We start from the raw sequence: 26,419 nt of genomic DNA on the forward strand, positions 1-26,419 counted from the left end.
GGTGCTGGGGGCGGCCACGGGACTCACCGTCTCACGACCCGTCCCGGGCACACTGGGGGCCATGGCGTTCCGGCGGGGGTCCTGGCCCGAACGGGCCCCGCTCGGCGGGCTGGCACCGCGCCGGCGGGTCTTCGTGCTCGCCCTGCTCGCGGTGGCGGCCGTCGTCGCGGTGCTCGTGGGCGTCGGTGTGGCCCAGGAGTACCGGGTCCCGCCGCGCGCCGACCCCGACGTGCCGGGGGCGGTCGTGCTCGTCCCGGGCTACGGCGGCAACCGCGCGGCGTTCATCGGGCTCACCGAGCGGCTGCGGACCGAGGGGCGGCGCGCGGTGATCGTCGAGCTCCCGTCGGGCGGGACCGGTGACCTCGTGGCCCAGGGCGCCGCGATCGACGACACCGTGCGCGGGCTCCTCGACGACGGCGAGCCGTCCGTGGACGTCGTCGGCTACTCGGCGGGCGGGGTCGCCACCCGCGTCTACCTCGACCGCGGCCGCACCGCGCCCGCCGTGCGACGGGTCGTGACCCTCGGGTCGCCGCTGCGGGGCGCGGAGCTGGCGGCGGCCGGCGGCGCGCTGGTGCCGGGCGCGTGCCCGCGGGCGTGCCAGCAGCTCGCTCCCGGGAGCGCGCTGCTCAGCGGGCTCGCGACCGCCCCGCCGGACCTGCCGTGGGTGTCGCTGTGGACCGCCGACGACGAGACGGTGACGCCGCCCGAGTCCGCCGAGCTGCCCGGCACGGACGCCATCCGGCTCCAGGACGTGTGCTCCGACGCGACGATCGTCCACTCGCGGCTGCCGAGCGACCCGCTCGCCGTCGGGCTGGTGCTGCGCGCCCTGGGCACCGGTCCGCTGCCGACCGCCGACCCGGACCAATGCGACGCCTTGCGGTCCGAGGGCGAGTCGGGGGCCTAGGTTCGCGGGCGTGCCCCGCGCGTACTGGATCAACACGTTCACGGCGATCCACGACACCGAGAAGCTCGCCGCCTACGTCGAGCTCGCCGGCCCGGCGATGCTCGCGGGCGGCGGGCGTTTCCTCGCGCGTGGGGAACCGGCCGCGGTGCTCGAGGGCGGCGAGGTCCCGCGGGTCACGGTCGTCGAGTTCCCGTCGGTGGACGCGGCCGTCGCCGCGTACCACTCGCCCGCCTACCAGCGCGCCCTCGAGGCGCTGGGCGACGGCGCGACGCGGGAGATCCGGATCGTGAACGGGGTCGAGTAGCGCGTCAGAAGGGCGGCGGGTCCGGGTCCGGGACGGCGCTCGGTGGGTCGGCGCGGCGTCGGAGGCTGGCGCGTTGGGCGTCGGTGCGGGGCGCGGGGTTCTCGGGTCGGCGGGCGCGCGGGCGGCGTGGCTCGAGGCTGCGCACGAGGTCGTCGTGGTCGGCGTGGTCGGCGTGGGGGTCGTCGTGGTGCTGTTCGTGGGCGGGGAGGGGCCGTGGCGTGGCGGTGGGTCGGGGTTGTGGGAGGGGTTCGAGGATGCGGCGGGGTCGGGTGTCGTAGCGGGCGCCGGCGCGCGTGGTGATGTGGAAGTGGCCGGGTTCGGGTTGGGCGATCCGCCAGCCGGCGTCGTGTTTGGCGCGGTGGTGGTGGCGGCACAGGGCGCCGAGGTTGCGGCTCAGCGAGGGTCCGCCGGCGGCGTGGTCGAGGGTGTGGTCGAGGTCGGTGCTGTGGGCGGGGCGTCCGCAGGCGGGGGCGATGCAGGTGCCGTCGCGGGCGCGGACCCAGCGGTCGATCTCGGCGCTGGGCCGCCGCTGCCGGGCGTCGGCGGGGTGGATGTGGTCGTCGGGGCCGCGCGGCGGCCCGTTCCTGGTGCGCGCGGCGAGTCCGGGTAGGCGCGCCTGGAGTTCGCGCAGCAGCAACGTCCATCCGGGGTGGTGGTCGGGGTGGAGGGCGGCGAGCAGCGTCGTCGGGACCTGGAGTTCGACGATGGCTGGTCCTGCCCGCCCCCGCCGCTGGTGGCGGCGGGGGCCGGGTGGTCGCCCGATCCCGGACGGCGGCTCGGCGCGGTCGATGTGGCCGGCGGGTCGGCGGCGGGCGAGCAGAGGTGTTCGAGGCGGCCGTCGGGGTCGGTGAGCACGACGCGCCATTCGCCGCGGCGGTAGCGCTCGAGCAGATTGCGCGCGGTGCGGGCGATGACGGTGCCCCAGCCCGGTAGCTGGGCGGGGAGGTCGTCGAGCCCGAGCGCAGTCGTTAGTCGTACCCGCACCTCGACGGTCCCGTCCCGCACCCCGGAACGGGACGCGGGCTCGGTCCCCGCGTTGCGACCGCCCGGGTCGTCGCCGCCGTCGGGGTCGGGGCCGGGGTCGGCGCGGGACCTGTCCTGGCGGGACCCATCGGTGGGCTCGCTGTCCCTTGGATCGTCGGTGTCCTCCGGCCCGTCGCTCAGGCCGTCGCCGTTGTTCGGCTCGCCGATGTCCGGACTGCTGTCGGGCCCGCCGTCGTTCGGACCGCCCCCGCCGTCTGGCCCGTCGTCCGGGTTGTCGCCGGCGTCGTTCGCTCCGCCGATGTCCGGGCTGCGGTCGGACCGACTGTCGGTATGGCGGCCGCCATCATCCGAACCGCCGCCGTCGTTCGAGCTGTCGCTCGGGCTCTCGCTGTCGTTCGGACCGCCGCCGCCGTCGCTCGGGCCGCCGCCGTCGCTTGGGCCGCCGCCCTCGCACGGGCCGCCGCCGTCGCTTGGGCCGCCGCCGTCGGGTCCGTCGTCGTCCGGGCCGTCGTCGTCCGGGCCGTCGTCGTCGGGGCCGTCATCGTCGGGGCCGTCGTTGGGTCCGTGGTCGCTCGGCCCGTTGTCGGTGTCGTCTAGTCCGAGTTCGGTGGCGAGCAGGTCGAGCAGGGCGTCGTCGTCGAGCCCGACCGCGGTGCCGTCGAACAACGCCATGTACACGTGCGCCCGCAACGTCCCGATCTTCACCGGCACCCCGCGACGGCGCAGCGCCGCCGCGAGCGCCTCCAGGCGCGCCATCCCGACCGCGGTGCGCTCCATCGGCAGGTCGTAGCCGCACACGTTCGCCGTGCCCGACGGGGTTCCGCGAGGACAGCACCCGCGCCTGCTTCTCGGCGGTGCGCTCCCGGCGCTCGGCCCACTGCGGGTCCAGCGCGGTCGCGACCTGCTGAATCCGCTCGATCAACGCCGAGACGGTCAGCCCAGGTGCTTCGGGCAGCACCACCGCGCACACGTGGTGGGCGTGGTCGTCGGCCAGGTCGCGGGTCCAGTCCGAGATCACCCGGGCCTTCGAATCGTCGAGCTCGCCGCCGCGCATCGCGGCGTGCACCTCGGGCAGGCGGCGCAGCAGATCCTCGGCGAGATCCAGCCAGCGGGAGGCCATCGCCCGCGACCAGCCCAGCGCCGCGGCGGCCTCGTCGCCGGAGAACTCATCGAGCAGCGCCCGCCGACCTTTCTGCCCGTCCACCGCACGCCCGGCCTCGTGCAACGCGGTCAGGAACCGGGCGGTGGCCTGGTTACGGGCCCGGAAACACGCCCGCGCGTGATCGATGACCTCCGCCCCGGCCAGGTCCGCCAGCCCCGAGAGCTCGAGCGCGTCGAGCACGCCGTACGGCACCGGGGTGCCGGCCGCGCGGTCGTCGATGCTCACGGAACAGACGCTAGCCCCGACCCCCGACAGTCCCAGACGATCAAGAACCGCAGGTCAGAGCCCCGATCCGGCCTCGGCGTGTCGCGCCATTCGAGCTGGTGGCGATCCTGACGTTCAACGCCAGCGTGGCCGCCACGCTGACACACCCCGAGACACGCCAGCGATGCCGCATCGCTCGCACACCCCGGGGCTCGACAGCCGCTAGCTAACTCGTCACGTCCTTCGTCGTGAAGTTCGCCCACGCCGCGAGCATGAGCACCACGACGTAGCCGGCCTGGAGCCACAGGCCCGCCGTGATGTCGCGCAGGAAGATCGGGTCGCGGAAGAAGTCGACCCACGCCAGCCAGTACCGGGTCGGCAGGTACGGGGTCACGGACGCCGCGGCGTCCAGGCTGACCAGCACCTGGCTCGTGATCAGCGCCGCCAGGGCGCCAAGGGTGGCGCCGAGCGAGGACGTCGTGATCGTCGAGAGGAACAGCGCGATCGCCGCGACGCCGAGCATCGACACCGTCACGTAGCCCATCGCGCCGAGCAGGCGGGCGGCCAGGTCGGCGGGCGAGAGCGCCTCGCCCGACAGCGACGACACCGAGGCCTGCGCGCGCTCCCGGGCCGCGTCGGGGTCGACGGCGGTGGCGTCGCCGGTGTCGGCGCCGGGTCGTTGCGCCTGCCCGCCGGACGCGGCCGCGGAACCCCCGACCTGCCCGCCCGCCGGCGCCGCCTCCGGTCCGGTGCCCGCGACGGCGTCGTCGCCGCCGGTGACCTCCGGCAGCGCGCGGACCACGGCCACCGGGTCGCCCGCCCCGAACAGCGACACCCCGACCACGTACGACGAGCCCGCCACCGCGAGCACCGACCCCACGACGAACACCACGACCGCGACGAGCTTGGCGACGAGCAGCGACGTCCGCCGCACCGGGCGCACCAGCAGGTAGCGCAACGTGCCCTGCGACGACTCCCCCGCCACCGAGTCGCCCGCGATCACCGCCACCGCGACCGGCAGGAAGATCGGCAGCACCAGCGCCAGCGCGGCCGCGGGGTACAGCGAGCCCGACTGCAGCACTGCCGACAGGAACGCCGCGCCCTGCCCGGGCGGCGGCGAGATCCGGGTCGTGGCGAGGAAGACCGCCACGATCGTCGGCAGCAGGCACAACAGGCCGACCGCCACCCACGTGCGGGGGCGGCGGACGAGCTTCTGCAGCTCGACACCGATCACGGGCGTGCCCCGTTCCGCCGAGAGCGGGACGTGTCCGACCCGGGCCCCGTCAACGACACCACCACGTCCTCCAGGCTCCGGCGCTGCTCGACGAGCCCGTCGAGCGGCACGCCGTTCTCGACGAGGTGGCGCGCGAGCGCCGGCGGGCCGCCGGGGGCCGCGTCGACGACGAGGGTGTGGTCGTGGCGCTCGGCCACCGCCCGCCCGAGCACGCGGGCCGCCGCGTCCGGGTCCGGCGTCCGGACGACGAGGCGCCCTGTCGGGCCGCGGACCGCGTCCAGGTCGTCCTCGAGCACGAGCCGCCCGCGGTCGACCACGCCTACCGTCGTGCAGAGCGCCTCGATCTCGGCGAGCAGGTGGCTGGACAGGAAGACCGTGGTGCCGCGCTCGTTGAGCTCGATCAGCAGGTCCCGGACCTCGCGGATCCCGTGGGGGTCGAGCCCGTTGGTGGGCTCGTCGAGCACGAGCAGCCGCGGCTCGTCGAGCAGCGCCCCGGCCAGCCCGAGACGCTGGCGCATCCCGAGCGAGTACGCGCGCACCGGTCGCCGGTCGATCGCCCCGAGCCCGACCCGCTCGAGCACCTCCTCGACGCGGCGGCGCCGGCTCCGGCCGGTCGACCGGCGCCGGGGACCGGCCGCGTCCAGCAGCGCGAGGTTCGCCCGCCCGGACAGGTGCGGGTACGCCGCGGGGCCCTCGACCATCGCCCCGATCTCCGGCAGCACCTCCGCCACCCGCGACGGGACCGGCCGCCCCAGCACCGTGATCTCGCCCCGCGTCGCGTAGACCAGGCCGAGCAGCATCCGGACCATCGTCGTCTTGCCCGACCCGTTGGGGCCGAGGAAGCCGTAGCGCGCACCCTCGACGACGTGCAGGTCGACGTCGTCGACGGCCACGTGGGCGCCGAAGCGCTTGGTCAGGCCACGGGTCTCGATGACCAGAGGGGCGCTCACGACCGGCCCCCCGCCAGCAGATCGGTGGCGCCGCTGTCGATCGCGGCCGGCGGCACGAGACCCGCGAGCGCCCACGCCCGCGAGCCGTCGTCACTGCGCACCACGGCGAGGGTCAGCAGCGGGGTCTCCAGCGCCGACCCCTGGCCCTCCACGGTCAGCGTGCGCCCGGCGCCGGCGCGCTGGATGCCCGAGAGCAGCGTCCCGGCGAGGTCGGGGGGCAGCGGCACGGCGATGAGCTGCCCGAGCGTCGTGCCGTAGTGGCCGAGCGCCGGGAAACCGCGCTCGACGGGCTCGCGGTCCCGCCCGGCGAGGGAGGCGGGCAGCGTCCGGCCGTCACCGCGTCCGAGCACGCCGAACAGGTCCGACGTCGGGCTGCGCGTCACGCCGGCGCCGGGGCCCTGCCGGGGCGTCAGCGCGGCGGGGTCGGGCGGGCCCTGCTCGAGCTCGCCGAACGACGTGGTGATCAGCGGGTCGGCGACGCCCTTGGCCCGCACGTCGACGGCCACCGGCAGCCCCGTCTCCGGGTCGGCCCAGACGTCGACGGCGCCGACGGTGGTCTCGGGGTCGGCGATCGTGACCCGCACCCCGGCAGCGTCCACCCCGGCGACGCGGCGGGCGGGCAGCGCCGTCGCGGGGTCGCTCGACGAGGTCCCGGACAGCAGGCGGCGCGCCAGCTCGGGCGGGAGCAGGTCCTCGGGGCGGGGCAGGCGCACCTGCGGGTCGCGGGCGACGACCGTGAGCAGCTCGGCGCCGTAGTCCCAGACCGCCTGCCCGCGCGGGGTCACGTACCGGTCGCGCTCCCCCACCGGCGAGAGCACGTCGTAGCGCGCCCGGTCCGGCGCGGCGTACCAGCCCCGCATGCGCGTCACGCCCGAGAGCAGCGTCGTCACGTCGGAGAGCTGGGCGATCCGCGGCAGTCCCAGCGCCGCGCGGGCCTCGGCGTAGCCGGTCCACGGACGGTCGGCGGAGGACCCGATGAGCTCGCGCAGCGCCTGCGGGTCGGCGCGGGCGTCACCGGGCCGGGCCGCGATCGCGGCGGGGATGCCCACCAGGAGCGCCGCGACCACGGCCACCACGGCCCAGCGCCATGCGCGCCCCGACAGTCCCGCCACCGACGTCCCGACTCCCTCATCAACGACTGCTCTCGAGGGTGCCACCCCACCGCGCCGGCGGTGGTCCCCCGGTGAGGAGGGCGGGGCGGGATCAGGCCCCGGGGGAACGGAACCCGCCCGTGGACGCCGGCTCGCGCCAGGTCTCGTCGCCGTCACCCGGCGCCGTGTCCTCGGACGGCCGGTCTGCGCTCGGGCGGTCGTCGTCGCCCGGGAAGAACCGGACCTTGATCAGGCTGGCGACCGTGGTGATCAGGAGCACACCGACGATGACGCCGAGGGACAGCTCGATCCCGATCGTCGGGACGCCCAGGGGCTCGCCGCCGTTGATGAACGGCACGGTGTTGGTGTGCAGGGCCTCGAGGACGAGCTTCACGCCGATGAACGCGAGGATCACGCCGAGGCCGTACGACAGGTACACGAGCTTCTTGAGCAGCCCGCCGAGCAGGAAGTAGAGCTGGCGCAGACCCATGAGCGCGAACATGTTCGCGGTGAAGACGATGTAGGGGTCGCGGGTGAGCCCGAAGATCGCGGGGATCGAGTCGAGCGCGAACAGCAGGTCGGTCATGCCGATCGCGATCATCACCATGAGCATCGGCGTGACGAACCACCGCAGCCGCCCCTGGCCGTCGCGGCGGCGCACCACCGAGCGGGAGCCGACGAAGTCGTCCGTGACCGGCAGGACGCGCCGCACGAGCCGCAGCGCGGCGTTCTCCTTGAACTCCTCGTCCTCGTCGGACTCCATCACGACCTTGATCGCGGTGAGCACGAGGAACGCGCCGAACAGGTAGAACACCCAGCTGAACCGCTCGATGACGGCCGCGCCGGCGAGGATGAAGGCACCGCGCAGGACGAGCGCGATGAGGATGCCGAAGAGCAGGACCCGGTGCTGGTAGACCTTCGGCACCGCGAACGCGCTCATGATCAGCAGGAACACGAACAGGTTGTCGACCGAGAGCGAGTACTCGGTGATGTAGCCGGCCACGAACGCGGTGGCGGGGTCGCGCCCGGCCACGAGGTACAGGCCGGCGGCGAAGAGCGCGGCGAGGCCGATGTAGACGCCCACCCAGCGGGCCGCCTCGCGCACGCTGACCTCGTGGGGCCTGCGGCCGACGATCGCCAGGTCGAGGGCGAGGACGGCGAGCAGGCCCACGATGGTGAGCGCCCACACCCAGAACGGCACATACATGGCGAGAGGTCTCCATCTCCGGCGACGTCAGGGCAGACGTGAACACCGGAGGTCTCTCCCGCCGCCCAGCCACAATGACCTGGCTCGGCGACCGGCGGCCCCGGGCACCGACACCGGTCTTTCGCACCGGTGCGGCGGCCGTGCTGACGAGGCCGACGCGCGGGGATACTCCCCTCCGCCACCGAGTGTGTCACCTCGGTGAACTGAGCGCGACAGGGCCCCGAGTGGCGCTGGGCACCAGGACCGGTTGCTCACGACGGACACAGACGGTGAGGGTTAACGTGCGCGGGTGATCAGCCGCCCGCTCCGGGTCCTCGGGGTCGTGCTCGCCGTCGGACTGCTCGGGCTCTCGACGGTCGCGGCCGCCCCCACGCCCGGCAGTGGTGGGGTGCGCAGCGAGGACGTCCGCATCGACGTGCGGGACGGCCCGGCGCGCGACCAGCCGCAGAGCCTCGACGCGACCCTGTGGCTCCCGGCGACGACCGGTCCGGCGCCTGCGGTGCTCGTCGCGCACGGTTTCGGCGGGAGCAAGCAGACCGTGGCGGACGAGGCACGCGCCTGGGCCGCCCGGGGGTACGTGGCGCTGGCGTGGTCGGCGCGCGGGTTCGGGGCGAGCACCGGGCAGATCGCGATGAACTCCCCCGAGTACGAGGTCGCCGACGCCCAGCAGCTCGTCGACTGGCTGGCCGCGCGCCCGGAGGTCCGCCAGGACGCGCCCGGCGATCCGCGCGTCGGCGTCACCGGGGCGTCGTACGGCGGTGCGCTCGCGCTGCTGCTCGCGGGGTACGACCGCCGCGTCGACGCCACCATCCCGGTGATCACCTGGAACGACCTGGGCCAGTCGCTCTTCCCGAACCGCGCCGGTCCCGACCCCGCCACCACGCCCGCGGCGAGCGCCGCCGCGCCGGACGGCGTGTTCAAGCGCGCGTGGGCCGCGCTGTTCTTCGGCAGCGGGTCGCGGCCCGCGCCCGGCCAGGAGCAGGCCGCGCCGCAGGTGTGCGGACGGTTCCTCCCCGAGGTGTGCGCCGGGTACGTCGCCGCCATCACCACCGGGCGCGAGCCCGCCGACCTCGCGACCTTCTTCGACCGCGCCTCCCCGGCCAGCGTCGCCGGCCGCATCACCGCGCCGACCCTGCTCGTGCAGGGCGAGCGGGACACGCTCTTCGGGCTCGACCAGGCCGACGCCACCGCCCGCCAGATCGCGGCCGGCGGGGGCACGGTGGCGGTCAGCTGGTTCGCGGGCGGCCACGACGGCGGCGAGCCGGACCAGCGCACCGACGAGCGCATGCAGGCGTGGTTCGACCACCACCTCGCCGGGACCGCGGGCGACCCCGGGAACGCCTTCACCTACGTCGTGCCGTCCGGGGTGCAGGCGCGCCGGGCCCCGACCCAGCGCACGATCACCGCGAGCGTCTACCCCGGTCTCGAGGCCGGACCGGGCACCGAGCGCACGCCCGTCGCGCTGCGCGGAGACCCGCAGGACGTCGTGGCCCCGGCCGGCGGCGCGCCGTCGGCGATCTCGTCGGTGCCCGGTCTCGCCGGTCTCGCCGGGGGCGCGGCGGGCGGCGGTTCGGGTGACGACGAGGAGGACGGCGACTCCGGAGGTTCCGGCGGCGGTTCCGGCGGGGGTGGCGGAGGAGGCGGTGGCGGCGGCGCGAGCGCGCTGCTCGGCCGGCTCGCCTCCGACCTGCCGGGTCAGGCGGCACGCTTCACCACCGACCCGCTGCCCGCGCGCACGGTCGTCGCCGGCGCCCCGCAGGTCCGCGTGACCGTGTCCTCGGTGCCCGACCGGCCCACGGGCGAACCGGTGCTGTTCGCCAAGGTCTACGACGTGGCCGCCGGGGACGGCGCGCCGGGCACCCGCACGCTGCTGGGCAACGCGGTGTCGCCGCTGCGCCTGCCCGCGCCCGGCCCGACGCCCACCGAGGTGACGGTCAGCCTCCCGGCCGTGGTGGCGACGCTCGCCGCCGGCCACCGCCTGGAGGTCGTCCTCTCGACCACCGACCAGGCGTACTCGCCGGCCGTCGCGCCGGCGGTGCACCGGATCGGGCTCGCCGGGGACGCGTCGCTCTCGGTGCCGACGGTCCCCGGCGACGTCCGCAGCGGGACCTCGGTGCCGCTCGCCCCGCTCGTGGCGGCCGGCGTGCTGCTGCTCGGCGTGCTCGTCGCGTGGCTGGTCGCGCGGGTGCTCGCCGTCCGCCGTCGACGTCGCGACCTCGAGCCCGGCGGCGCGCTCGCCCTCGAGGAAGACCTCGCCGAGACGCCCCTGGTGGTCCGCGGGCTCTCCAAGTCGTGGCCCAGCGGGCTCGTCGCCGTCGACGACGTCTCGTTCACGGTCGAGCGCGGCCAGGTCCTCGGCCTGCTCGGACCCAACGGCGCCGGGAAGACGACGACGCTGCGCATGCTGCTCGGGCTCATCGCCCCGACCGCGGGCGAGCTGCGCCTCTTCGGGCGCCGAGTCGTGGCGGGCGCGCCGGTGCTGGGGCGCGTCGGCGCGTTCGTCGAGGGCGCCGGGTTCCTGCCGCACCTCACCGGGCGCGACAACCTCGAGCTGTACTGGGCCGCCACCGGACGCCCCGCCGAGGACGCACATCTCGAGGAGGCCCTGGAGATCGCCGGGCTGGGCGCCGCGGTGGACCGGACCGTGCGCACCTACAGCCAGGGCATGCGCCAGCGCCTCGCCATCGCCCAGGCGATGCTCGGGCTGCCCGACCTGCTCGTGCTCGACGAGCCCACCAACGGCCTCGACCCGCCCCAGATCCACGCGATGCGCGAGGTGCTGCGCTCCTACGCCCGCGACGGGTCGCGCACGGTGCTCGTGTCGAGCCACCTGCTCGCCGAGGTCGAGCAGACCTGCGACCACGTCGTGGTCATGCACCGCGGCAAGGTCGTCGCGACCGGCGAGGTCGCCGAGCTCGTTGCCGGCGGCCAGGTCGCCGTCACGGTGGCCCCGGACCGCCGCGACGAGGCGGTGTCCGTGCTGCGCGGGCGCAACGGGGTGCGCGGGGTCGAGGCCGACGCGTCCGACGCCGAGGTCGTGCTCGTCGACCTCGGCGACGTCGACCGCTCCGAGGTGGTGCGCTCGCTGGTGGAGGCCGGGTTCGACGTGCGTGGGGTCGGACCCCGGCGCCGCCTCGAGGACGCGTTCCTCGCGCTGATCGGTGAGGAGGGCTCGTCGTGAGCGCTGTGAGCACGACGGTCGAGGGAGCCCGCACGCTGCCGGTCCGGGTGGAGCTCGCGCGCCAGTGGCGACGCCGGCGCACCCAGGTGACGCTGGCGCTGTTCGCCCTGCTCCCGGTGATCCTGTGGATCGCGTTCTCGGTCGGCGACGACCCCACACCCGGCGCGGCCGCCACCAGCCTCACCGACCTCGCCCAGGCCTCGGGCCCGAACTTCGCGGTCTTCGCGCTGTTCTCGTCGGCGAGCTTCCTGTTCGTCGTGGTCGTGGCGCTGTTCTTCGGCGACACCGTCGCGAGCGAGGCCTCGTGGTCGTCGCTGCGCTACCTGCTCGCGATCCCCGTGCCCCGGGTGCGCCTGCTGCGGCAGAAGGCGATCGTCGCGGCGATCCTGTCCCTGACCACGCTCGTCGTGCTGCCCGTGGTGGCCGTGCTGCTCGGCACCGCGGTGTACGGGGCGGGCGACTACCTCTCCCCCACCGGCGAGTCCCTGCCCTACGGCACGGCGCTCGTGCGCATCCTGCTCGCGGTGATCTACCTGGCGATCCACCTGCTGTGGGTGGCGGGCGTGGCCACGCTGCTCTCGGTGGTCACCGATGCACCGCTCGGCGCGGTCGGCGGGGCGGTCCTCGTGTCGATCCTGTCCCAGATCCTCGACACGGTCGACGCGCTGGGCTCGCTGCGCAACGTCCTGCCGACCCACGACGTCTTCGCCTTCGCCGACCTGCTCACCCTCGACGTCGACGGCACCGACCTCGCCCGCGGCGTCCTGTCGGCCCTGGTCTGGTGCATCGCCTTCGGCGCGACGGCGGTCTGGTGGTTCCGCCGCAAGGACATCACGAGCTAGCCGGCTGATCACGTCCTGAGGTCGCGCTCGCGCACCAGGCGCCGCAGGCACCGCGCGACCTCCTCGGCCTCGTCGTCGGGGATCCGCCCGACGACGACCGTCGAGCGTCCCTGCGCCGTCAGCGCCACGTTCGCGCTGCCGTAGCGGTCCCGGGCGACGGCGGTGTGCACGACGGGCGGGCGCCCGAACGAGCGTCGTCGCGGGATTCCCGGGCCGGCCGCGGTCCACGCGACGCAGTCCAGGTGCACCGCCGGGCTCGTCCACCGCCGCACGAGCGACCAGACCCCGAACACGCCGAACAGCACCACGAACGGCCCGAGCACCCAGGTCGCCACCGACACCGGCGCGGTCACCAGCCCGACCGCCCCACCGATCGCGAAGACCAGCACCGCGACGATCGTCGCGTCGTCACGGCTCCCCGCGCGCTCGCGGACCTCGATCGCCCCCGGCCGGGCGCGCACCGTGACGTGGGCCGTCGTGAGCACGTCGACGTACCCGCCCGAGCCCACCCGGCGACGCTAGTGCACCCTCGAGGGCCGGTGCGCGGTGTGGCGCAGATCGTGCGAAGCGTCATCCTGTGCCCGACTTCGGGCAGAAAACTGGCCCTCGCAGGCTCGACCCGGCACTCTGTATCGATATGGACCCCGAGCTGGTGCGCCACGTCGCCGCCTCGACGGGTCTTCCCGGGGAGGTCGCCGCGCGCGTGGTGGCCGACGTCGTCGCCTTCTACTCGGAGACCACCGAGGAGTTCGTGCGCCGCCGTCACCGGGAGCTGCAGGCGCGCGACCGCCGGAACGCCGAGATCTGGACGGTGATCGCCGACGAGCTCGCGCACCGCCCGGTCGCACCCGGCGAGGTCAGCGAGCGGCGCCTGCGCCGGATGGTCTACGGATAGAGGGGGAAGAAGATCATGTGCGGCATCGTGGGGTACGTCGGCCCGAGACCGGCGACGAAGATCCTGGTCGACGGGCTCGCCCGCCTGGAGTACCGCGGCTACGACTCGGCCGGCCTGGCCGTCGCCCACCGCAAGGCCCTGCGCACCACCCGGTCGGCCGGCCGCGTGGACGACCTGCGCGCCGCCGTCGGCGAGGACGACCAGCCCGGGCGCACCGGCATCGCCCACACCCGCTGGGCCACCCACGGGGAGCCGAGCGAGCGCAACGCCCATCCCCACACCGACGCGGCCGGGCGCATCGCCGTCGTGCACAACGGCATCCTCGAGAACGCCGACGAGCTGCGCGCCAAGCTGGTCGCCGACGGCGTGACGCTGAAGTCCGACACCGACACCGAGGTCCTCCCGCACCTCGTCGCGCGGGCGCTGGACGCCGGGTCGAGCTCGCTCGAGGAGGCCGTCCGCGAGGCCCTGCGCGTCGTCGAGGGCACCTACGGGCTCGTCGTGCTCGACGCCCGCAACCCCGACGAGCTCGTCGTCGCCCGGAACGGCAGCCCGATCGTGCTCGGCCTCGGCGACGGCGAGATGTTCGTGGCGTCCGACGTCGCGGCGCTGGTCCGGCACACCCGCCAGGTCGTGTTCCTCGCCGACGGCGAGCTCGCGACGCTGACCGCCGCCGGCTACGAGGGCTCGCGGCTCGGGCCGCCCACCGAGGTCGACGTCGACGACGCCGACTACGAGCTCGACGGCCACGAGGACTTCCTGTCCAAGGAGATCCACGAGCAGCCCGCGGCCCTGCGCCGCGTGCTGGCCGGGCGCCTCGACACCCGCTTCGCCACCGCGCGCCTCGACGGGCTGCGCCTCGACCCCCGCGAGCTGCGCGGCATCCGCCGCGTGACGTTCCTCGGGTGCGGGTCCGCGCTCTACGCCGGGCAGATCGGGGCCGGCCTCGTCGAGGAGCTCGCCCGCATCCCCGCCGACGCGGAGCAGGCCAGCGAGTTCCGCTACCGCAACCCGCTCGTCGACCCCGAGACGCTCTACGTCGCGGTGAGCCAGTCCGGCGAGACCATCGACACCCTCGCCGCCGTCGAGGAGCTCCAGCGCAAGGGCGGGCGGGTCGTCGGCGTCGTCAACGTCATCGGCTCGGCCATCGCGCGCCAGTGCGGCGCCGGGATGTTCCTGCACGCCGGGCCCGAGGTCTCGGTGGCCTCGACGAAGGCGTTCAGCTCGATGGCGACGTCGTTCACGCTGCTCGCGCTGCTGCTCGGCCGCGTCCGGGATCTCTCCGCGGCGCACGGCACGCGGCTCGTCGAGGGTCTGCGGCGCCTCCCCGACGCCGTGGAGACCGCGCTGCAGTCGAGCGACGACGTCGCCGAGGTCGCCCGCCGCTACGCCGACGCGCGCTCGATGTTCTACCTCGGCCGGGTGCGCGGGGCGGCCGTCGCCCGCGAGGGCGCCCAGAAGCTCAAGGAGATCTCCTACGTGCACGCCGAGGCGTACGCGGCCGCGGAGCTCAAGCACGGCCCGCTCGCCCTCGTCGACGCGCAGATGCCGTGCGTGGTGGTCGTCCCCGACGACGAGCTGCTGGCCAAGAACATCAGCACCATCGAGCAGATCCGCGCCCGCGGCGGGCCCGTGATCGCGGTGACGAACGCCCAGCTCCCCGAGGGGCTCGCGGACGCCGTGCTGCGCGTCCCGCGCCTCGAGCCCGAGCTCGACCCGATCCTGCTCGGCGTCCCGCTGCAGCTCCTGGCCTACCACTGCGCCGCGGTGCTGGGCCGCGACATCGACAAGCCCCGCAACCTCGCCAAGAGCGTGACCGTGGAGTAGCTAGCCGGTGACCTCGATGGTCAGCGGGCCGTCCGGGTCGGGGGCGTCGATCGTGGCGTTCCCGCCGGGGCGCAGGGCGCCGGCCACGATGCGCCGCGACAGGGCCCGGTCGACCTCCCGGGTGACGACGCGGCGCATCGGCCGGGCGCCGAGGGCCGGGTCGTGGCCCCGGGCGACGATGGCGTCGACGGCCGCGGGCGTGACGGTCAGCCCGACCTCCTGCGCGGCGAGCCGCTCGCGGGTGCCGTCGAGGAGCAGCTCGACCACCGCGCGCCGGGCGTCCTTGTCGAGCGGGGTGAACAGCACGACCTCGTCCACGCGCCCGAGGAACTCCGGGCGCAGCGCCCGGGCCAGGGCGGCGAGCACGCTCGCGCGGGCCTCGTCGGGGTCACGGCCCTCGGTCAGCGCGGCGGCGCCGAGGTTGCTCGTCATGATCACCACGGCGTCGGCGAACGACACCGTGCGCCCGCGCCCGTCGGTGAGGCGCCCGGCGTCGAGCACCCCGAGCAGCAGGGCCAGCACGTCCGGGTGCGCCTTCTCGATCTCGTCGAGCAGCACCACGCACGACGGCGTGCGCCGCAGCGCCTCGGTCAGCTCGCCGGGGCGGTCGTGCCCGACGTAGCCGGGGGGCGCGCCGGTGAGCCGGGCGACGGTGTGGGCCTCGCGGAACTCGCCCAGGTCGAGGCGCACGAGGCGCTCGTCGGACCCGTGCAGGGCCTCGGCGAGCGCCCGGGCGAGCTCGGTCTTGCCGACCCCGGTCGGGCCCGCGAACAGGAACGACGCCACCGGCCGGCCCGGCTGCCCCATGCCCGCCCGACCCGCGAGCACCGCGTCCGTGACGGCCTCGAGCGCGGGCTCCTGACCGACGACCCGGCGGCGCAGGTGGTCGGCGAGCCCGAGCAGCCGCGTGCGCTCGGAGTCGGTGAGGTGGGCGACGGGCAGGCCGGTCCGGTCGGCGACGACCTGGGCGATGTCGCCGACGGTCACGGTGTTCGACGCGCCCGGGTCGTCGCCGCGCCGCAGGCGCACGCGCGCCGCCGCGGTGTCCATCGCGTCGATCGCCTTGTCGGGCAGGAAGCGGTCGCGGACGTGGCGGGCGGTCAGCTCGACGGCCGCGCGGCGGGCGTCCTCGGGCAGCCGGACGCCGTGGTGGTCCTCGTAGCGCGCCCGCAGGCCGTCGAGGATGGCGACGGTCTGCTCGACGCTCGGCTCGTCGACGGTGATCGGGGCGAAGCGCCGCTCCAGCGCCGGGTCGGACTCGACGTGGCGGCGGTACTCCTCCAGCGTCGTCGCCCCGACGACCTGCAGCTCGCCCCGGGCGAGCGCGGGCTTGAGGATGTCGGCGGCGTCCATCGTCCCCTCGACCCCGGCGCCGGCCCCGACGACGGTGTGCACCTCGTCGAGGAAGAGGATCACCGCGCGCTCGGTGGCCGTGACCTCGTCGACGAGCCGCCGGAGCCGCTCCTCGAACTCGCCGCGGTACTTCGTGCCGGCGACGAGCCCGGCCAGGTCGAGGGCGACGACGCGCCGACCCCCCGCACCCGGCACCGTGCCCGCCGCGATCTTGGCCGCGATGCCCTCGACGATCGCGGTCTTACCGACGCCCGGGTCGCCCACCAGCACGGGGTTGTTCTTGGTGCGCCGCCCGAGGATCTCGAGCACCGCGGCGACCTCGCGGTCACGGCCGACAACGGGGTCGAGGCGCCCGGCGCGGGCGGCCGCGGTGAGGTCGCGCCCGAAGCGGTCGAGGACCGGCGTGCGGCTGCTGCCCTGCGGGCGCCGGAGGTCGTCGTCCTGCTGCCCCGGCCCGCCCAGATCGCCGAAGCCCTCGACGAGCCGCCCGATCAGCTGCTCGAGGGGGTTGGTCCACTCACCGGGGCCGTCGGGCTCCCGATCACGCCGGGCGTCGTCGCTCACGCCTCCATCATGCGCTGTCTCAGCAGCTGGGCTCGATCGACAGGACGCCGGGGAGGTCGCGGACGCGGTCGGCGAACTCGGTGCATTCGGCGCTGGTGAGCGCGACGGTGCACTGGATGCAGCTGCACGAGACGCCCTCGTGGACGTCGACCGAGAAGTCCGGGACGCGGTAGCCCAGCGAGCAGAGCGCCGACGCGAGGTCCATGACGCCGGTCATCCCACCGGTGGTGAGGATGGTGAAGGGGCGCGGCAGACGCGAGGCCCGGCGGGGGGCGGGGGCGGTGCGGGCCGGCTCGAGCGTGGTCACGGCGGGGCTCCTGGGGATCCGGTGGTGGAGTGGATCCGAGCCAGGTCTCGGCGTGTGCCCGCTACGAGCCCCTGACGGGGCGAGCGGTGTGCGCGCCGGGGCCCTGGCTCACCCGGCGCGCCGAAGTACTACCTCTCGACGAAGTCGCACGGCCTGCATGTCGACCATGTTACCCCCGCCACTCCCGCCGCGGTCAAACGGGCGCGCCACCGATAGGTGGGTGTTCTGGATCGTTCTGACGACGCAGAACACCCACCGCCCGTCAGACCATGACGATCCCGCCGTCGATCATCACCGCCTGGCCGGTCATGTAGTCGGCGTCGCGGCTCGCCAGGTACGAGACGAACGACGCGACGTCCTCCGGCGTCTGCACGCGGCCCAGCGCGATGAGCTGCGAGTACTGCTTCAGCGCCTCGCCCTTGCCGGTGCCGAGGTAGCCGCCGAGGCCCTCGTCGATCTCGTCCCACATGGTCGTGCCGACGATCCCGGGGCAGTAGGCGTTGACGGTGATCTGGTGCTGCGCGAGCTCCTTCGCCGCCGCCTGCGTCAGCGCCCGGACCGCGAACTTCGACGCCGAGTAGTGCCCGAGGTGGTCGAAGCCCTGGTGCCCGGCGATCGACGCGGCGTTGATGATCTTCCCGCCGTGGCCCTGCTCGATCATCGCCTCGGCGGCGGCCTGCAGGCACCACATCACGCCGCCGACGTTGATCGAGAGCATCCGCTGCAGGTCCTCGGGCGTCACCTCGAGCAGCGTCTTCACCTGCGCGATGCCCGCGTTCGCGACCATGACGTCGATCGACCCGAAGCGTTCCCGCGTCGCGGCGACCAGCGCGACGACGGCCTCCTTGTCGGCCACGTCGGTGGCGGTCGACGCGGCCTGGCCGCCGGCGTCGGTGATCTCCTGCGCGACGCCCTGCGCGGTCGCCGCGTCGATGTCGGACACCATCACCGCGAGGCCGTCGGACGCGAGCCGGCGGGCGATGGCGGCACCGATCCCCCGTCCTGCGCCGGTGACGACGGCGACACGCGTACCGGCGGCGTTGTACCGGGCGGCGGTCACGGGTGCACCAGGATCTTCACGTTGGTCTCCTTGTGGTCGATCAGCTCGCGGAAGCCCTGGTCGACGATGTCGTCGAGGGCGATGCGGCCGGTGATGAACTGCTCGACGTCGACGACGCCGTCGCGGACGAGGTCGATGACCTCGGGGTGGCGGCCCGCGTAGGCGAGCGAGCCGATGAGCCGGATCTCGGAGAACACCAGGGAGTTGACGTCGAAGGTGGCCGGGTGGCCCCAGATCGAGACGTTGATGCAGGTGCCACCGGGGCGAGTCGACGCGACGGCCTGGGCGAGCACGGGGTCGAGGCCGGCGCACTCGAACGTCACGTCCGCCCCGGCGCCGTCGGTGAGCTCGCGGATCGCCTCGGGCACGTCGACCTCGGTGGGGTCGAGGACGTGGTCGGCGCCGGCCCCGGGCGCCTTGGCCTTCCGTGCGTCGGCGGGCTCGACGACGATCACCTGGCCGGCACCGTTCGCCCGCAGCGCCGCGGCCGTGACCAGCCCGATCGGTCCCGAGCCGAACACCGCCGCCGTCTGGCCCTGCTGGATCCCGGACAGCTTGGTCGCGTGGTACCCGACGGCCAGCGGCTCGATGAGCGCGCCCTGCTCGGCGGTCAGGCCGCCGATGGGGTGCACCCAGCGCTGGTCGACGACCATCTTCTCGGCGAACCCGCCCTGGTCGCCGTCGAGGCCGATGAAGCCCAGCGACCGGCAGATGTTGTACCGCCCCGACCGGCACGCCACGCACGTGCCGCACACGTCGTAGGGCTCGACGACGACCCGGTCGCCCTCGGACACGCCCGTGACGCCCTGGCCGACCTCCGCGACCACGCCCGAGAACTCGTGCCCGAGCGTGATCGGGATGGCGCCGCCGGTCAGCGGGTGCGGCGCCTGGGGCGTCGGGGTGAAGATCGGGCCGTCGAGGAACTCGTGCAGGTCGGTGCCGCAGATCCCGCACCACTCGACCGCGATCTGCACCTGGCCCGGGCCGGGGTGCGGCTCCGGGACGTCCTCGATCCGCACGTCCTCGCGGCCGTGGAAGCGGGCAGCCTTCATGGGTGTCCTCCCGGGAGACGGAGCGCAGCGGAGCTCGACCTGACTGGGGCGGTAGCTCACCGCCATCCCACGAGGGTGACCCGGGTCACGGCCAGGGTTGCAGCGGTGTTGCACGCGCGCCGAAGAGGCGCACGGTGTCCTCCGGCGACGGCGGGACGACCTCGACGCCCGGCGCGATCCGGTACGGGCGCGCGGCGAGCAGGCCGCCGAGCACGCGGCGCAACCGGGAGAGCTCGGCGCGGACGGTGACGAGGTGGTCGGCGTCGTCGTAGAGCGCGCGGCTGATCGCGGCCGCGTCGAGTCCGGCGCTCCCGGCCGCCATCAGCAGGGCGACGATCTGGAGGTGGCGCCGCCCGAGGGTGTGGCGCCAGACCTCGTGCCCCTCGACCAGCGCCGCGGGCGGATCGGCGTCGAGGTCCAGGCGCAGGCGGGTGCGGCTCGGCCCCGCGGCGTCGGACGGGCGCAGCAGCCAGCCGCCCGGCACGCGGTCGGGCAGGCACGCGCCGAGCCCGTGGACCAGCATCGCCTCGCCGGCCTGGGGGACGCCGACCCGGTCGCGCGGGGCGAGGCCCGTCGCGGCCGCGACCCAGCCGTGGTCGTCGACGACGAGCGCCGGGCCGGTCTGCCGCGCGAGCACCGGCGCCGCGACGGCCCGCAGGCTCTCGAGGCGGGTCTCGTGCGCGGCCCAGAGCCCGGTCTCGGCGAGGCGGACCGCGGTGTGCACGAGCGCCACGGTCGTCGGGTGGACGGTCGGGGCGGGGCCGGAGAGGTCGACGACGCCGAGCATCTCGCCGGTGCGCGGGTCGTGGATGGGGCTCGCGGTGCAGGTCCACGGGTGCTGGGCGCGGACGAAGTGCTCGGCGGAGAACAGCTGCACCGAGGCGTGCTCGGCGAGCGCGGTGCCGATGGCGTTCGTGCCGACCGACGCCTCGGTCCAGTCGGCGCCGGGCAGGAAGCCGAGCGAGTCGGCGAGCCGGCCCACGCGCACCGCGCCCTCGCGCCAGAGGACGAAGCCGTCGGCGGCGGTGATGACCATGATGTGCTCGGCGTCCTCGGCTACCGCCGTGAGGCTCGCCCGCAGCTGCGGCAGCACCCCGGAGATGGGCGACGCGGCCCGTCGCTGCTCCACGATCTCCGGCGCGGCCGGGTCGTCGAGCGAGCGCCCGTCCGGCGCGACGCCGTAGGACAGGACGCGGTCCCAGGACCGGCTGACGACCCGGCGCAGCGGCGTCGTCGGGCGGCTCCCGGAGAGCCGGGCGTCGTGGGCCTGGTGGAGCAGGCGGGCGTGCTGGCGCAGGTCGGTGCTCCGCGTGACCGCGCAGACCCCGTCGTCGGCGTGAGGCACGGGCACCTCCTCGGCATCGACGACCCCGCCGCAGCCTAGGCACCGGTCCGTGACCGGCGCCATAGACGGGGTGCACGTTCGAGACCCTGCGGTCCACCCGTCCGGCCGTCGTCCGCGCGACGCGTCCTCAGGACGATCTCCGAAGCCCGAGGGGGGACATGACGAGGACAGCAACAGAGACGGTCGCACGCGTCGAGACGGCCGCGTCCCTGCAGGACGTCGCAGTGCAGGTGATCGGCTTGCGGGGCGAGCTGGCCGACCTGCGAGCGCACAGCAAGCTCGGCTGTGAACACGTCGCGGACACGGTTGGGGAGCTTCTCGACAGGGCCGTGTGCGCCGCCCGACGGCGAGGGCCGTTCCGAGCCCTTGCGAATTGGTGGAGCGGGTCGAACGTCGAGGCGGCTTTTCGCGCCATGCATCGGGCCGAGGCTGAGATTGCCCGGCTCTACGACGAGGATCGGATCCGGGCTGCCGCCCCCGAAGCGTTGGACCGGCTACGCGTCTGCGCCACCGATGACCGACATCGGATCGAGTGGGAGCGCCACCTCGCGGCTCAGAACGGACGGCTCACCGCCGCCGAGCTCAGCAAGGTCATCCAGCTCGGGCACGAGGCCAAGGACCAGCGGTACGCCAAGGTCCGACGCTTCCGGAACATCGTGCTCAGTGCCGCGGCGCTGATCACCGTGTTCCTGGCGCTCTTCGCCGTGATCGTGTCGCGGGCACCGGACGCGGTCCCGCTCTGCTTCACCGCGCCACCCGACACGGTTCTCGACTGTCCGACGAGCTCGGGACGCGGTGCCAGTGGCGGCGACGTCTGGATCGTGATGCTGCTCGGCATGCTCGGCGGCTCCCTGGCCGCGGCGGTCTCGGTCCGCAACATCCGCGGAGCCCCGACGCCGTACAACCTCGCGACCGCCCTGGCCCTGCTCAAGGTGCCGGCGGGCGCCCTGACCGCCGTGGGCGCACTCCTCCTGATCAGCGGCGAGGTCGTTCCCGGGCTCGCACCCCTCGCCTCGCAGGAACAGATCCTCTGCTACGCCCTCGTCTTCGGCTACGCGCAACAGGCACTCACGACGCTGATCGACAAGAAGGCCGGCGACCTCGTCACCGGCGTACGCGACAAGGGCGGCGACGAGGGGAAGCCGACCCGGTGACGGCCGCCGGCGTCACTGCACGCAGAACTCGTTGCCCTCCGGGTCGGCCATCACGATGCACCAGCCCGTCGGCTCGTCGACCTCGCGCAGGAACGTGGCCCCCGCCGCCTCGAGCTTCTCGCGGTGGGCGTGGGCGAGCTCCTTGCGGCCCTCGCCGCCGTCGCTGACGTTGACGTCGAGGTGGACGCGGTTCTTCACCGTCTTGTCCTCGGGCACCTTCTGGAACAGCACCCGCGGGCCGGCGCCGGCCGGGTCGACGACCGCGTTCAGACGGTCCCAGTCTTCCTTCGGGACGCCGATCTTCTCGGCGAACGCGAACCAGCTGTCGAAGCCGGGCGGCGGGGGCTGGACGACGTAGTCGAGCGCAAGCGCCCAGAACTCGGCCTGCTTGACGGTGTCGTGGGCGTCGAAGGTGATCTGCACTCCCATGGCCATGAGCTCAGTCTGACGCGGGTGGCGGACTACCTGCGTCCGCCTCTTCCGGCCATGCGGCGCCGCCGGAAGGGCGGGCCTTCGGACTGTCGGACGGATCATGATCGTGGGACGGGCCAGGACGCGAGAGCGGACAGGCCCACCCTCGACTCGACTTCGTGACCGAGGGGGCCGGCCGACCTAGGTCGATGATCGCGTCGAGTCGGACGGTCGGCCCCGATGCGATCTTGCGCCTATCTCTCGTCGGTCGACTCGGTGAGAGGTCTCGGCGGCGCACCGAACCGTCGCGCTCAGGGGTCGCGTCCGAGACGGCAGCACGCCCTCGTCCTGCTCCGGGTTCTGCTTCACCGCGGGCGGGGCACCCGGCTCCGTGACCGAGCCGCTCGACCTGTTCGCCTCCGACCCCACCGACACGGCGGACCCACCACCGGACCTCGAGACCCTCCGCGCCCGGGCCGCCGGCTGCACCGCCTGCGAGCTGTACCACGACACCACCGGCACCGTCTTCGGGTCCGGGCCGCCGCAGGCGCGCCTGGTGATGGTCGGCGAGCAGCCCGGCGACCAGGAGGACCGCCAGCAGGCGCCGTTCGTCGGCCCGGCCGGGCGGCTGCTGGACGAGGCGCTGGACGAGGCCGGCGTCGCCCGCGACGACGCCTACGTCACGAACGCGGTGAAGCACTTCAACTTCCGCTACCAGGGCAAGCGCCGCATCCACGAGACGCCGAAGGCCGGGCACATCAAGGCGTGCCGGCCGTGGCTGGACGCCGAGCTGGCGCTGGTGAAGCCCCAGGTGCTGCTCACCCTCGGGGCGACCGCGGGCAAGGCGCTGCTCGGGTCGTCGTTCCGGATCACCGCCGAGCGCGGCGAGCCCCGGGCCTGGAACGACATGACCCTGGTGCCGACCATCCACCCGTCGGCGATCCTGCGCGCCGACCCCGCCCGCGGTCAGGACCGTGACGAGATGTTCGCGGGGTTCGTCGCCGACCTGAAGGTGGCCGGCGACCTGCTCAGTTGACCCCCGCCACGGCCGTGACAATCACAAGGCGGCATTCTCGCCCCGGCGAGTTCGTGGCGGGCGACCACGGCAGAGTCGAGAGTCAGCTGAGCTCGGCACAGATGTCGTGACTGATGTGGCCGCGCAGAGGCTGGTCGATCGGCTGATTCAGCACGAAACCGACCCGCCCGCTCGTCGTGATCAGGAACGGCGATCCCACCGACGACGGCTGAACGATCAGCGACTGCCCAGCGAGCGTCAGCCTGTTAGTCGCGGGGTCGAACTTGCCGGGTCCCGAGATGTTGTAACTCCGAGACTCGCCCGTCGCCTTGTTGGTCGCCGTAGCCGTCGCCGGACCGGTAATGACCAGGAGGCCGTTGGGGAGGGTAGCCCGAACGTTCTGGGCCGCCGTGGTCTCCACGAGCACGGGGAAAGTGCACACTTCACCGGCTGCGGCGTCTATGAACGTCGAGGTCTGTCCGCCCGGCGGGTTCGGTAGCGCGACACCCGAGCCGACGGAGAGGGCCATCATCAGACCACTGAAAAGACCAATCCAGAACGCTCGACGGAGCATCATTTCTCCCTCGTCCACCGACTCACTCGCAGCGACAGGCCGTCAAGCTGCACCCGAGGCGAGGACCTGCGGAATGGGGAGAAGTACGTACTGGTCACGAGCGAAGTCCGAGCCATACCGGGACGAGCCCAGTGCGGACCCCGAGCACCCAGAGCCGAATGTGTGCAGGACGTAGCGACTGGAGCCCTCTCGGCCAAGTCAGCGGCTTCCCTAGCTGACCCCGGCCGCGTCCATCCCCCGCATCTCCTTCTTCAGGTCGGCGATCTCGTCGCGCAGGCGTCCGGCGAGCTCGAACTGGAGATCGCGGGCCGCGGCCATCATCTGGTCGGTGAGCTGCTGGATGAGGTCGGCCAGCTCCGCCCGCGCCATCCCCGAGGTGTCGCGGTGCTCGACGATGCCCGAGCTGCCCCGGCCGCCACCGGCCTCGCCCGCCGCGCGGCGCCCGCGCGAGCTGTTGCGCGCCGAGCCGCCGATCTCGACCGACTCCTCGGTGTCCTCGGCCTCGCGGTAGACGCGGTCGAGGATGTCGGCGATGTTCTTGCGCAGCGGCTGGGGGTCGACGCCCCGCTCGGTGTTGTAGGCGACCTGCTTCTCGCGGCGCCGGTTGGTCTCGTCGATGGCGTAGCGCATCGAGTCGGTGACCGTGTCGGCGTACATGTGCACCTGGCCCGACACGTTGCGCGCCGCGCGGCCGATGGTCTGGATCAGCGAGCGCTCGCTGCGCAGGAAGCCCTCCTTGTCGGCGTCGAGGATGGCCACCAGCGACACCTCCGGCAGGTCGAGACCCTCGCGCAGCAGGTTGATGCCGACCAGCACGTCGTACTCCCCCGACCGCAGCTGGCGCAGCAGCTCGACCCGGCGCAGGGTGTCGACCTCGGAGTGCAGGTAGCGGACCTTGATGCCGAGCTCGAGCAGGTAGTCGGTGAGGTCCTCGGCCATCTTCTTGGTCAGCGTGGTGACCAGGACCCGCTCGTCCTTCTCGACCCGCGTGCGGATCTCGCCCACGAGGTCGTCGATCTGGCCCTTGGTGGGCTTCACGATCACCTCGGGGTCGACGAGACCCGTGGGGCGGATGACCTGCTCGACGAACTCGCCGCCGGCCATCCGCATCTCGTAGTCGCCCGGCGTCGCCGACAGGTAGACCGTCTGCCCGATCCGGTCGGCGAACTCCTCCCAGGTCAGCGGCCGGTTGTCGGTGGCCGACGGCAGGCGGAACCCGTACTCGACGAGGTTGCGCTTGCGCGACATGTCGCCCTCGTACATGCCGCCGATCTGCGGCACGGTCACGTGCGACTCGTCGACGACCAGCAGGAAGTCGCGCGGGAAGTAGTCGATCAGCGTGGCCGGCGCGGTGCCCGGACCCCGGCCGTCGATGTGGCGCGAGTAGTTCTCGATGCCGGAGCAGAAGCCGACCTGGCGCATCATCTCGACGTCGTAGGTGGTGCGCATGCGCAGCCGCTGGGCCTCGAGCATCTTGCCCTGGCGCTCGAGCTCGGCCAGGCGCTCCTCGAGCTCGGCCTCGATGGCCTTGATCGCCTTCTCCATGCGCTCGGGCCCCGCGACGTAGTGGGTCGCCGGGAAGATGCGCACGTCGTCGACCTGCTTGACGACGTCGCCGGTGAGCGGGTTGAGGTAGTAGAGCGCCTCGATCTCGTCGCCGAAGAACTCGATGCGGACCGCGAGCTCCTCGTACGCCGGGATGATCTCCACGGTGTCGCCGCGGACCCGGAACGTGCCGCGGGCGAAGGCCATGTCGTTGCGCTGGTACTGCACGTCGACCAGCGCGCGCAGCAGCGTGTCGCGGTCGAGCTCCTCGCCGACGGCCAGCTGCACCGAGCGATCGAGGTAGGACTGCGGCGTGCCGAGGCCGTAGATGCAGGACACCGACGCGACCACGACGACGTCGCGGCGGCTCAAGAGGTTGGACGTGGCCGAGTGGCGCAGCCGCTCGACGTCCTCGTTGATCGAGGAGTCCTTCTCGATGTAGGTGTCGGTCTGCGCGATGTACGCCTCGGGCTGGTAGTAGTCGTAGTACGAGACGAAGTACTCGACCGCGTTGTTGGGCAGCAGCTCGCGCAGCTCGTTGGCCAGCTGGGCGGCCAGCGTCTTGTTGGGCGCCATCACCAGCGTCGGCCGCTGGACGCGCTCGATGAGCCAGGCCGCGGTGGCCGACTTGCCGGTGCCGGTGGCGCCGAGCAGCACGATGTCGTGCTCCCCGCCCTTCACCCGCCGCTCGAGGTCGTCGATGGCCGTCGGCTGGTCGCCCGCCGGGTCGTACGGGCTGATGACCTCGAAGTGGCCCCCGGTGCGCTCGATCTCGCCCACGGGACGGTGCTCCGAGTGCGCGAGCGCCTCGTCGGGCAGCCCTTCGGGGTTGTCCCCGGCGCTGTCCCCGTCGCGGGCGGAACCCGGAACCTCTGTCGCGAAGGCCATGGGATCGAGGTTAACCGCGCCCCCCGACAGCGTCCGATCCAGCGGGGTCGGTCCCACCGGCGGCCACCCGCTCCCACGACGCCCGCAGCGGCGCGGTGTCGTAGCAGATGGTGAGCCGCGCGATCCGGTCCCGGTCGTCGGTGAGCGTCACGAGGTCGACGACGTCGAACGGGGCGGGCGTGCCGTCGCCCAGCACCCACGCGTAGTGGAAGGCCAGCGCGACCTCCTGGTCGTCGACGGGGTCGACGTACACGCGGCGCAGCTCGGTGCTCGACGGCGACGAGTCCGCGAAGAGCTCCGGGGAGAACCGCGCGGCCGGCAGCCGCCCGTAGAGCGGGGACACCACCTCCCCGCCCGGGGCGAAGC

Annotated in this window: 24 protein-coding genes; 8 read left to right on the plus strand and 16 right to left on the minus strand. The window is 74.0% G+C overall.

Translation table 11 applies throughout. The annotated features are described in order from the left end of the window. Nucleotides 1–61 precede the first annotated feature (61 nt). Nucleotides 62–904: an esterase/lipase family protein gene (locus EV188_RS25665; protein WP_243741996.1), complete on the plus strand. Its 843-nt coding sequence runs from the start codon at nucleotides 62–64 to the stop codon at nucleotides 902–904. Nucleotides 905–914: 10 nt separating this feature from the next. Next, nucleotides 915–1,208, plus strand: coding sequence for a DUF1330 domain-containing protein (locus EV188_RS25670; RefSeq protein ID WP_133829171.1), 294 nt, complete (start codon nucleotides 915–917; stop codon nucleotides 1,206–1,208). Nucleotides 1,209–1,212: 4 nt separating this feature from the next. On the opposite strand, the gene EV188_RS25675 is transcribed toward EV188_RS25670, so the two are convergent. From EV188_RS25675 to EV188_RS25705, 6 genes are all read right to left on the minus strand, one after another. Beyond that, nucleotides 1,213–2,073, minus strand: a complete 861-nt coding sequence (locus EV188_RS25675; RefSeq protein WP_133829172.1) for an HNH endonuclease signature motif containing protein — start codon at nucleotides 2,071–2,073, stop codon at nucleotides 1,213–1,215. A gap of 657 nt (nucleotides 2,074–2,730) precedes the next feature. Beyond that, nucleotides 2,731–3,534 (minus strand): DUF222 domain-containing protein, encoded by an 804-nt coding sequence (locus EV188_RS31945; protein WP_166660074.1) that lies wholly within the window; start codon nucleotides 3,532–3,534, stop codon nucleotides 2,731–2,733. Nucleotides 3,535–3,784: 250 nt separating this feature from the next. Further along, the gene (locus EV188_RS25690; RefSeq protein WP_133829174.1) at nucleotides 3,785–4,792 is read right to left on the minus strand and encodes an ABC transporter permease; all 1,008 of its coding nucleotides are present in this window, start codon (nucleotides 4,790–4,792) and stop codon (nucleotides 3,785–3,787) included. Next, nucleotides 4,789–5,742, minus strand: coding sequence for an ABC transporter ATP-binding protein (locus EV188_RS25695; protein WP_133829175.1), 954 nt, complete (start codon nucleotides 5,740–5,742; stop codon nucleotides 4,789–4,791). The genes EV188_RS25690 and EV188_RS25695 overlap by 4 nt, the downstream gene beginning before the upstream one ends. Next, entirely contained in the window at nucleotides 5,739–6,854 is a 1,116-nt protein-coding gene (locus tag EV188_RS31950; RefSeq protein WP_166660075.1) for a hypothetical protein, read from the minus strand. The genes EV188_RS25695 and EV188_RS31950 overlap by 4 nt, the downstream gene beginning before the upstream one ends. Before the next feature lie 91 nt (nucleotides 6,855–6,945). After that, nucleotides 6,946–8,040, minus strand: a complete 1,095-nt coding sequence (locus tag EV188_RS25705) for a TerC family protein (protein WP_133829176.1) — start codon at nucleotides 8,038–8,040, stop codon at nucleotides 6,946–6,948. A 289-nt stretch (nucleotides 8,041–8,329) separates the two neighbouring features. Between EV188_RS25705 and EV188_RS25710 the strand changes: the two genes are divergently transcribed. Both EV188_RS25710 and EV188_RS25715 read left to right on the plus strand, forming a co-directional pair. Then, nucleotides 8,330–11,221 (plus strand): alpha/beta fold hydrolase, encoded by a 2,892-nt coding sequence (locus EV188_RS25710; RefSeq protein WP_133829177.1) that lies wholly within the window; start codon nucleotides 8,330–8,332, stop codon nucleotides 11,219–11,221. Continuing rightward, nucleotides 11,218–12,063, plus strand: a complete 846-nt coding sequence (locus EV188_RS25715) for an ABC transporter permease (protein ID WP_133829178.1) — start codon at nucleotides 11,218–11,220, stop codon at nucleotides 12,061–12,063. The genes EV188_RS25710 and EV188_RS25715 overlap by 4 nt, the downstream gene beginning before the upstream one ends. A gap of 8 nt (nucleotides 12,064–12,071) precedes the next feature. Here the strand turns inward: EV188_RS25715 and EV188_RS25720 are convergent, their stop codons facing one another. Continuing rightward, nucleotides 12,072–12,572, minus strand: coding sequence for a hypothetical protein (locus EV188_RS25720; RefSeq protein WP_133829179.1), 501 nt, complete (start codon nucleotides 12,570–12,572; stop codon nucleotides 12,072–12,074). 128 nt (nucleotides 12,573–12,700) lie between these two features. Between EV188_RS25720 and EV188_RS25725 the strand changes: the two genes are divergently transcribed. Together EV188_RS25725 and glmS are read left to right on the plus strand one after the other, a co-directional pair. Further along, nucleotides 12,701–12,958 (plus strand): hypothetical protein, encoded by a 258-nt coding sequence (locus EV188_RS25725; RefSeq protein WP_133829180.1) that lies wholly within the window; start codon nucleotides 12,701–12,703, stop codon nucleotides 12,956–12,958. Nucleotides 12,959–12,973: 15 nt separating this feature from the next. Further along, nucleotides 12,974–14,785 carry a glutamine--fructose-6-phosphate transaminase (isomerizing) gene (gene glmS, locus EV188_RS25730; protein ID WP_133829181.1) on the plus strand — a complete coding sequence of 604 codons (1,812 nt, stop codon included), beginning with the start codon at nucleotides 12,974–12,976 and terminating at the stop codon, nucleotides 14,783–14,785. On the opposite strand, the gene EV188_RS25735 is transcribed toward glmS, so the two are convergent. From EV188_RS25735 to EV188_RS25755, 5 genes are all read right to left on the minus strand, one after another. Further along, nucleotides 14,786–16,702 (minus strand): ATP-dependent Clp protease ATP-binding subunit, encoded by a 1,917-nt coding sequence (locus EV188_RS25735; RefSeq protein WP_133829182.1) that lies wholly within the window; start codon nucleotides 16,700–16,702, stop codon nucleotides 14,786–14,788. Between the two features lie 19 nt (nucleotides 16,703–16,721). Continuing rightward, nucleotides 16,722–17,009, minus strand: a complete 288-nt coding sequence (locus EV188_RS25740) for a hypothetical protein (RefSeq protein WP_133829183.1) — start codon at nucleotides 17,007–17,009, stop codon at nucleotides 16,722–16,724. Between the two features lie 262 nt (nucleotides 17,010–17,271). After that, the gene (locus EV188_RS25745; RefSeq protein WP_133829184.1) at nucleotides 17,272–18,069 is read right to left on the minus strand and encodes an acetoin reductase; all 798 of its coding nucleotides are present in this window, start codon (nucleotides 18,067–18,069) and stop codon (nucleotides 17,272–17,274) included. Next, nucleotides 18,066–19,121: a 2,3-butanediol dehydrogenase gene (locus tag EV188_RS25750; RefSeq protein WP_133829185.1), complete on the minus strand. Its 1,056-nt coding sequence runs from the start codon at nucleotides 19,119–19,121 to the stop codon at nucleotides 18,066–18,068. Before EV188_RS25750 ends, EV188_RS25745 begins: the two co-directional genes overlap by 4 nt. An 85-nt stretch (nucleotides 19,122–19,206) precedes the next feature. After that, nucleotides 19,207–20,466, minus strand: a complete 1,260-nt coding sequence (locus EV188_RS25755; protein ID WP_243741997.1) for a GAF domain-containing protein — start codon at nucleotides 20,464–20,466, stop codon at nucleotides 19,207–19,209. A 224-nt stretch (nucleotides 20,467–20,690) separates the two neighbouring features. Between EV188_RS25755 and EV188_RS25760 the strand changes: the two genes are divergently transcribed. Continuing rightward, nucleotides 20,691–21,620, plus strand: a complete 930-nt coding sequence (locus tag EV188_RS25760) for a hypothetical protein (RefSeq protein WP_133829187.1) — start codon at nucleotides 20,691–20,693, stop codon at nucleotides 21,618–21,620. Between the two features lie 12 nt (nucleotides 21,621–21,632). On the opposite strand, the gene EV188_RS25765 is transcribed toward EV188_RS25760, so the two are convergent. Beyond that, nucleotides 21,633–22,055 carry a VOC family protein gene (locus EV188_RS25765; protein WP_133829188.1) on the minus strand — a complete coding sequence of 141 codons (423 nt, stop codon included), beginning with the start codon at nucleotides 22,053–22,055 and terminating at the stop codon, nucleotides 21,633–21,635. 367 nt (nucleotides 22,056–22,422) lie between these two features. Here EV188_RS25765 and EV188_RS25770 point away from each other — a divergent pair, with 367 nt between their 5' ends. After that, nucleotides 22,423–23,067, plus strand: coding sequence for a UdgX family uracil-DNA binding protein (locus tag EV188_RS25770; protein WP_243741998.1), 645 nt, complete (start codon nucleotides 22,423–22,425; stop codon nucleotides 23,065–23,067). Nucleotides 23,068–23,149: 82 nt separating this feature from the next. Here the strand turns inward: EV188_RS25770 and EV188_RS25775 are convergent, their stop codons facing one another. From EV188_RS25775 to EV188_RS32795, 3 genes are all read right to left on the minus strand, one after another. Continuing rightward, nucleotides 23,150–23,638 carry a hypothetical protein gene (locus EV188_RS25775; RefSeq protein WP_133829189.1) on the minus strand — a complete coding sequence of 163 codons (489 nt, stop codon included), beginning with the start codon at nucleotides 23,636–23,638 and terminating at the stop codon, nucleotides 23,150–23,152. A 192-nt stretch (nucleotides 23,639–23,830) separates the two neighbouring features. Then, complete coding sequence (gene uvrB / locus EV188_RS25780) at nucleotides 23,831–26,053, minus strand: excinuclease ABC subunit UvrB (protein WP_243741999.1); 2,223 nt, start codon at nucleotides 26,051–26,053, stop codon at nucleotides 23,831–23,833. A gap of 10 nt (nucleotides 26,054–26,063) precedes the next feature. Next, complete coding sequence (locus tag EV188_RS32795) at nucleotides 26,064–26,396, minus strand: hypothetical protein (RefSeq protein WP_243742000.1); 333 nt, start codon at nucleotides 26,394–26,396, stop codon at nucleotides 26,064–26,066. Nucleotides 26,397–26,419: the final 23 nt, after the last annotated feature.

The sequence above is a fragment of the Actinomycetospora succinea genome (assembly GCF_004363095.1).
Classification (GTDB): domain Bacteria; phylum Actinomycetota; class Actinomycetes; order Mycobacteriales; family Pseudonocardiaceae; genus Actinomycetospora; species Actinomycetospora succinea.